The sequence below is a fragment of the Psychromonas arctica genome, from assembly GCF_038155225.1.
GTDB classification, from domain to species: domain Bacteria; phylum Pseudomonadota; class Gammaproteobacteria; order Enterobacterales; family Psychromonadaceae; genus Psychromonas; species Psychromonas arctica_B.
Genome location: NZ_JBAKBA010000005.1, coordinates 123046 through 130851, shown reverse-complemented (window position 1 = coordinate 130851; position 7806 = coordinate 123046). Strand labels below are relative to the sequence as shown.

Genomic DNA, 7806 nt, shown 5'->3' with positions numbered 1-7806 from the left:
TAAGTTATTTTAACAAGTAAAATAGATCAGTTAATTAGTGTGATTGGTATAATACCTACTTATCTTACTTTGTTAGATCTACCCTCTTAAAAACATCAACCAGTATTCAAAAATCAAGGTGTAAGTCAGGAAGAAGTATGCATAAAAGAGAAAGAGTTAATAAGAAAATAGAATGATTAAATTAAAAAGTGAGCAGAATGTCATAGTCAGAAAATTAATCATTAAAGACAGATAATTAAAGGTAGATAGTTAAGGACTGGTAATTAACGGTTACTGATGTTCGTCGATTCGTGATTAACGTTTTACAGTAATAGGGGGCCTTGTCTTTAGATGAAGTACTCATATCATATGATTAGCCAGAATGACTGGCAAAGTCAAACAGGCTAATCTTTAATAATTTAAACAATTATTAAAGCGTGATACATTTTTCTGATGATGGAGAATCACCCACGCTATTCGACGCACTAATACGGTAACAATAAGTTTCACCCGCTTGAACATCTAAATCATCGTATGATGTGATATTTTCAGCAACATAAAAAGTTGCATCATAATCTACTTCAGACTCCATACGACGCTCAATTATGAATTCAACTTCATTATCAGAATTATCGTCCCATGTAATATTCAAGTTTACAATTTCGTCTTCGCTTTCATCTTCATCGACAGGCGAAGAAACCAACTCCTCATCTGATGATGACTCTGAATTAGTATCATCAGGTATCACTAACTCTTCTTCCAATGATTCGCCCGTTGGAATAGAGACTAAAATATCATCAACATCCACTTCATCTGTAATAACGTTATCTTCATCTACAATTTCATCTGTAGGAGCAGCGACTAATTCTTCATCGATACTAACTTCTTCGACACTAGATTCCTCAGATGTTTTTTCCTCTGTGGTAACTGAACTACTAGAGCCAGAAGATCCACCACAAGCGAATAAAAAAGTAGTGTAAAGTAGTAGCGAAGTTCTAAGTAACAAGTGTTTGAAAATCATCAGTTTTGTCTCCAACAAAATTGATGATTCAGAAATTTTTATATAACAGAAGAAAAATAAAGGGAGGTATGAGATGTACCATTGCCTCGGTAACTCCGCTGCCATTGACGTTAATCTACAGGCCGGTGGTTTTGCGTATTAAGGTTTCCCCTAACTTGCCTTTTTCTAGCTAATAATATTGTAATTACTGAATCAAGTGCATAATTGCGTTAGTGCATTAGATTATTTATAAATCAGTTAACCCAGATTATAGAGCTTGAATTTGAAAATACAAAGAATAAGTTCAATTTATAATCAAAAAGTAGTATAAAAAGAAAATAAACATCATAACAAATACATTGCTTGCTTCTCAATAGAGTCTATTTACCTAATACTAACGTCTATTTTATCGCCTTTTTATTAAGGTAATAGTTAAGCAACAAAGCAACTAGCATGATCAACGCACCAATACTAAGCCTCAATAGATTAGCGTCTTTATTCCAAATAATAACATTGACCGCAATACCGGCAGGAATCAATAAATTATTCATTATCGCAAGTGTTCCTATATTGACTAACGTAGCCCCTTTATTCCATCCAAAATAACCTAAACCTGAAGCAATGGTGCCTAAGTAGATAAGGACTCCCCATTGTGTGATGGTGGTTGGCAACTTATCTACGTTACCAAATAAAAGATAGCAAAGCGTTGCCACGCAAAGCGCGCCGACAAAGAACCAACCAAATACTGTTTTATGGTCAATAGTGCTATTAACCATTAAACGACTATAAGCAACCTGCCCTATCGCAAAACAAATGTTAGCACCTTGTACTAATAACAAACCAAACCAAAAGTCTGAATTAATATTTTCATAACGTATCGCAACCGCCCCAAACACAGCGATCACAGCGACCAGTAAAAATCGAGGATTAAAACGTTTACTCATCACATCATTCAATAAAGTCACATAAATTGGCGTCATTACAGTGAAAAGTAATACTTCAGGGACCGATAAATACAAGAAAGAATGGTAGTAAAATATATACATCATGCCTAACTGTACTGCGCCAATCAACATGATTTTAAAGGCTACTGCACCCGGTATTTGTTTGATTTTGAGGAAGGGTAAAAACAATAGTGTCGCCAATGCAATACGTATAAACACACTAAACCAAGCATCTACTTGGCCCGCTAAATAAACACCAATCAAGCTAAATGAGAAAGCCCAAAGCAACGTCACTGATAATAAATAACCCATACAAAAATCCATTTTAAATAATTAGGTCGCACAGTTTACCGCATATATTGAAAACAGCTAGCGTATTGAAATAGTGAGTTTAGGTAAGTTATAAAATCAATCTATAGACAAGGATGCGCTGATGCCAAGAAAGTGAAATAAGCTTCAGCTTTAATTTAAAAATAGCGCTATTTAATCCAAAGGGAAAATAACAGTCAGTTTACTGTCACTATCTGAAAATACATTATTATGTGATGGTTGTGATTTATATTAACAAAGGGAGATCATCATAATGACTGACCATTTACAGAGCACAGGAAGGTGAAACGATATATAAATGATCAGATTATCCTAACAAGTTAGGTCTGTAGAGACCAACTTTAACTGCTTATAACCATCGCAATAAATAACACAACACTCAAAGAAACAGAGACAATAGTTAACTGGCGTAGTTTTGGTAACTGTAAGGCCATCATAAAACCTGAAATGACTATCAACAGTAACCCAATAGCAAAGGCAGTCGCATAGACTTTAAAGGGAGTCCCACCTTTTGCTTTATGTAATTGTACAAATTGTCGGTACCAACTAGTCTCTTCTATTGTTAGTGTCGCAATTAATGGCTGAAATGTAGGTGCTAAAGTAACATTAATATCTGAACCGCTCCATTCGAGCTGAAAAGCTGAACCCATTTTTTTGATTTTCGCTTTACCCGATGGCATTGCCACATCTTGTTTTTTCAATTCATTTTTTGCTAATACCATGAGCTCTGTGAGCTCACCTTGGATTGGCTCCTTAAGATGTAACTCCTGAGTCGTTTTCTCATAACCACCTTTTATACCCCAAGTATAAAGCGCGCCAGTCACAAAAAACATGATCGCCACGGGTAAGATAAAGGCGGCTAGCAATGCATGAATTTTAATTAATAAAGAACGATTTATTTTTTCCATTAGTCATCTCCTCTGATTTTATTATTATTATTTTACGCGCTGTAGAATAACTCATTTGCAGCCTACTGATTTAAATCAGCGAGCACAGTAATTTACATTTGCTTGATATTCAATGCGTTTTTCTATTTTAGTCATTAATGGAATAAACAGAGTTATAAATGGTTTCTGGCAATAATGTATGAAGGTATCAGTGTTGAAGATTATCGATGTGAGAGCTTGACCTTGGGTGAGGTAAACTATTCATTAACTTAACTGTTTAAAAAGCTATTTAAAAAGTTAAGTTAAAAAAAGGGCTCTGAAAAAAAGCCCTTGGTTTGAATTAAACAAAGGCTAAAATAATTTTATCAGCAAATAAGGTTAGCTAGGAAAGGCAAAGCTTGCGCCTTCTCTTACACCACTTGATGGCCAACGTTGTGTGATGGTTTTACGTTTAGTATAAAACTTAACACCATCTGGGCCATAAGCATGTAAATCGCCAAATAATGAACGTTTCCATCCACCAAAGCTGTGGTAAGCAACAGGCACAGGTAATGGCACATTAATACCCACCATACCCACCTCAATATTGTCAGAGAAATAACGAGCCGCTTCACCATCACGGGTGAAGATACAAGTGCCGTTACCGTATTCATGGTCATTGATTAACTGCATTGCTTGTTCCATCGTCTTTACACGCATAACTTGTAACACCGGACCAAATATCTCAGCTTTATAACTCTCCATTTCAGCTTCAACTTTATCTATTAAAGTTGCGCCAACAAAATAGCCACTTTCATAACCCTCTACTTTCAAGGCACGTCCATCAACAACAATATCAGCCCCCTGTTGCTCGGCACTATCAATGTAACCTATTACTTTTTCTTGATGCTGCTTTGTAATTAAAGGACCAAAGTCATTATCAGTATTATCAAATACACCCACTTTTAACGCTTTCATCGAAGCCGTCATTTTTTCAATCAAGTCATCGGCCGCTTTATCACCTACTGCAACAACCACCGACAATGCCATACAACGTTCACCAGAAGAGCCAAATGCAGCACCTAATAGCTGATTAGCAGCATTATCCATATCGGCATCAGGCATAATAATCGCATGGTTTTTAGCGCCACCTAATGCTTGGCAACGTTTACCGTTAGCCGTTGCTTTAGTATAAATGTGTTCCGCAATCGGTGTTGAACCCACAAAACTAACCGCTTTAATACGAGTATCTGCTAGTAATGCATCAACGGTTTCTTTATCACCATTAACCACATTCAAGACGCCTTTTGGTAAACCTGCTTCATGTAATAACTGTGCAATATATAAAGTGGCGCTCGGGTTTCTTTCAGATGGTTTTAAAATAAAACAGTTACCACATACAATCGCTAACGGGAACATCCACATCGGCACCATCGCAGGAAAGTTAAAAGGCGTAATACCAGCAACTACACCTAAGGGTTGTAATTCGCTCCATGAATCGATATTTGGTCCTGCGTTCTTACTGTGTTCACCTTTTAATAACTCCGGTGCCCCACAAGCATATTCAACATTCTCAATGCCACGCTGTAACTCACCGGCAGCGTCATGTAAAATTTTACCGTGCTCTTTACCTAACAAATGGCAAATTTTATCTCTATTGGCTTCTAACAACTCTTTAAATTTAAACATCACACGTGCACGTTTTAAAGGCGGTGTATTACGCCATTCGGGAAAGGCTTTCTGTGCCGATGCAATCGCGAGTTCAACCGTCTCTTTAGAAGCTAATGCAACTTGCGTTGCCACTGCACCTAGCGCAGGGTCAAAAACATCTTGAGTTTGATCATTGTCATTTACTATTTCGCCATCAATAAGGTGGCCTACTACTTGTGTCATAAAAATCTCCATGTGGCTATTGATGCCAACTCGTTTAATTTTCTAAGCTATTTCATTAAAAGTTTCGCCAAGTGCATTGATCAGAGAATCGATCTCTTCTTTCTCACTGGTAAAAGGCAAACCTAATTGAATCGTTGCACCGCCATAACGGACATAAAATCCTTTTTCCCACATTTTCATAGCAATTTGATAAGGTCGTAATGCTGGTTCACCAGGAAAAGGTTCGATGCTAAAGCCAGCGGAGAAACCATAGTTTCTAATATCGGTAACATACTTACAGCCCTTTAAGCTGTGCACTGCATTTTCAAAATAAGGACTAAGCGCTTTAACGCGTTCAACTAATTTGTCTTGTTTCAATATATCTAAGGCTGCAATGCCAGCGGCACAAGCCACGGGGTGAGCTGAATAGGTATAGCCATGAGGGAACTCAACCATATATTCAGGACCACCTTGGTCCATATAAGTATCGTATATTTCTTGTTTCGCAATTACCGCGCCCATTGGAATAGTGCCGTTCGTCACTTGCTTAGCAATGTTAATAATATCTGGCACAACACCAAAAGCTTCAGCACCTGTGTTTTCGCCCATGCGACCAAAGCTACAAATCACTTCATCAAAAATAAGTAGGATATTATTTTGGTCACATATTTCACGTAAACGATTTAAATAACCGATAGGAGGCGGCATAACACCGCCCGATCCAGATAACGGCTCAACAATCACAGCGGCAATATTAGAAGCATCATGTAGTGCAATCAGCTCTATTAATTCATTGGCTAATTCAGCTCCAGCTTTAGGTTGACCTTTACAAAATAAATTTTCAGGTAAGAGTGTATGGCGTAGATGATCAGCTTCAACCGCAGGGCCAAACAAAGTACGATTACCACCAATGCCACCTACTGAAATACCACCGAAATTACTGCCGTGATAACCTAAACCACGTCCAATTAATTTAGTTTTACTGGCCATGCCTTTTTTACGCCAATAACCACGGGCCATTTTTAATGCCGTTTCAGCCGCTTCAGAACCCGATCCTGTATAGAAAACTCGATTAAGTCCCTTAGGCATAAAATCAGTAATTTGCTCTGCAAGTTGGAATGATTTTACGTGACCAAATTGAAAGCCTGGTGAGTAATCTAATGTTTTTAGTTGTTCACTCACTGCTTCAGCTATCTCTGGTCGACCATGCCCTAAACCACAACACCATAGCCCAGATAAACCATCGAATATTTGTCGGCCTTTTGAATCAGTATAATATTTACCTTGTGCAGAGGTAATAATGCGCGGGTCTTTTTTAAATTCACGGTTGCCTGTGTAAGGCATCCAATGTGCATCGAGTTGGGATTGAGTAATGCCACTGTTTAGCTGTTCATTGTTCATTGTTCACCTCAAAATCAATTGATTAACGTCATTTTCATTTACTCTATGGCCATTCATTGTGCTGTTGGTTTTCTTTAACATCGCATAACATCACAACAATACCAATCTAAGTAATTGCCTCAATAAAGCTCGCTGTTTATGCTTCCTCTCTATGAGGATTACGCACATCTTCCATCCAGTTCATATATGGCTGACCCGTTGAACGTTCATCCATAGTGATACAATCATCAACCGGGCAAGTGATTTCACATAAATTACAACCCACACAGTTATCATCAATAATACCGAATGTATTGGTGCCATCATCATTAGACGTTACCGTAATGGCTTGATGCGATGTATCTTCACAGGCTTGATAACAACGACCACACCCAATACATTTACCTTCATCAATAGTCGCAACGACTTTGTAGTTCATGTTGAGCTTTTTCCAATCCGTTGTATTGGGTACCGCTAATCCTTTAAAATCATTGATATTTTCATAGCCTTTACTGTCCATCCAATTTGATAGACCTTCTTTCATTTCTTCGACAATATTAAAACCGTAAATCATCGCTGCGGTACATACTTGTACAGAACCAGCGCCTAATGCAATAAATTCAGCCGCATCTTTCCAATTACCAATACCACCAATACCAGAAATTGGCAGACCAGCCGTTTCAGGATCACGAGCAATCTCACTAGTCATACTCAGCGCAATAGGTTTCACCGCAGGACCACAATAACCACCATGGGTACTTTTACCATCCACCATCGGACGTGCAGACATTGCATCAAGGTCGATACCAGTGATTGAATTGATAGTATTAATTAAAGAAACAGCATCCGCTCCACCGCTTTTAGCAGCACGAGCAGGAAGACGTACATCGGTAATATTCGGTGTTAATTTAACAATCACTGGCATGTTACTGTGCTGTTTACACCATCGAGTGACCATTTCAACGTATTCAGGGACTTGCCCAACTGCTGCACCCATACCACGTTCAGGCATACCATGCGGACAACCAAAGTTAAGCTCAACACCATCCGCGCCCGTTGCTTCAACCAGTTTAAGAATACGTTTCCAGACTTGCTCTTCACAGGGCATCATCAAAGACACCACTAATGCGCGATCTGGCCAGCGTTTTTTAACCTCTGTAATTTCACGTAAATTAATTTCTAAACTACGGTCGGTGATTAATTCAATGTTATTAAAACCAGAGACATCTCCGTTATGGTCGTAAAGTGCAGAATAACGAGAAGAAACATTCACCGCCGCTGGGTCTTCACCTAATGTTTTCCAAACTACACCACCCCAACCTGCTTCATAGGCACGTTCAACGTTATACGCTTTATCTGTTGGCGGCGCTGATGCTAGCCAAAATGGATTAGGAGATTTAATACCTACGAAGTCAATTGATAAGTCAGCCATGTT

General features: G+C 38.4%; 6 protein-coding genes and 1 riboswitch. All 6 genes read right to left on the bottom strand.

Annotated features, from left to right (window positions below; genetic code table 11):
* Positions 1-409: 409 nt before the first annotated feature.
* The gene (locus V6255_RS03855) at positions 410-1000 is read right to left on the bottom strand and encodes a fibronectin type III domain-containing protein (protein WP_341626956.1); all 591 of its coding nucleotides are present in this window, start codon (positions 998-1000) and stop codon (positions 410-412) included.
* An 85-nt stretch (positions 1001-1085) separates the two neighbouring features.
* Positions 1086-1170, bottom strand: a riboswitch (cyclic di-GMP riboswitch).
* 210 nt (positions 1171-1380) lie between these two features.
* Positions 1381-2235: a DMT family transporter gene (locus V6255_RS03850; RefSeq protein ID WP_341626955.1), complete on the bottom strand. Its 855-nt coding sequence runs from the start codon at positions 2233-2235 to the stop codon at positions 1381-1383.
* A 359-nt stretch (positions 2236-2594) separates the two neighbouring features.
* Positions 2595-3161, bottom strand: a complete 567-nt coding sequence (locus V6255_RS03845) for a PepSY domain-containing protein (RefSeq protein WP_341626954.1) — start codon at positions 3159-3161, stop codon at positions 2595-2597.
* 357 nt (positions 3162-3518) lie between these two features.
* The gene (locus V6255_RS03840; RefSeq protein WP_341626953.1) at positions 3519-5012 is read right to left on the bottom strand and encodes a CoA-acylating methylmalonate-semialdehyde dehydrogenase; all 1494 of its coding nucleotides are present in this window, start codon (positions 5010-5012) and stop codon (positions 3519-3521) included.
* 42 nt (positions 5013-5054) lie between these two features.
* Positions 5055-6392: an aspartate aminotransferase family protein gene (locus V6255_RS03835; RefSeq protein ID WP_341626952.1), complete on the bottom strand. Its 1338-nt coding sequence runs from the start codon at positions 6390-6392 to the stop codon at positions 5055-5057.
* Between the two features lie 136 nt (positions 6393-6528).
* The gene (gene preA / locus V6255_RS03830) at positions 6529-7803 is read right to left on the bottom strand and encodes an NAD-dependent dihydropyrimidine dehydrogenase subunit PreA (protein WP_341626951.1); all 1275 of its coding nucleotides are present in this window, start codon (positions 7801-7803) and stop codon (positions 6529-6531) included.
* Positions 7804-7806 lie beyond the last annotated feature (3 nt).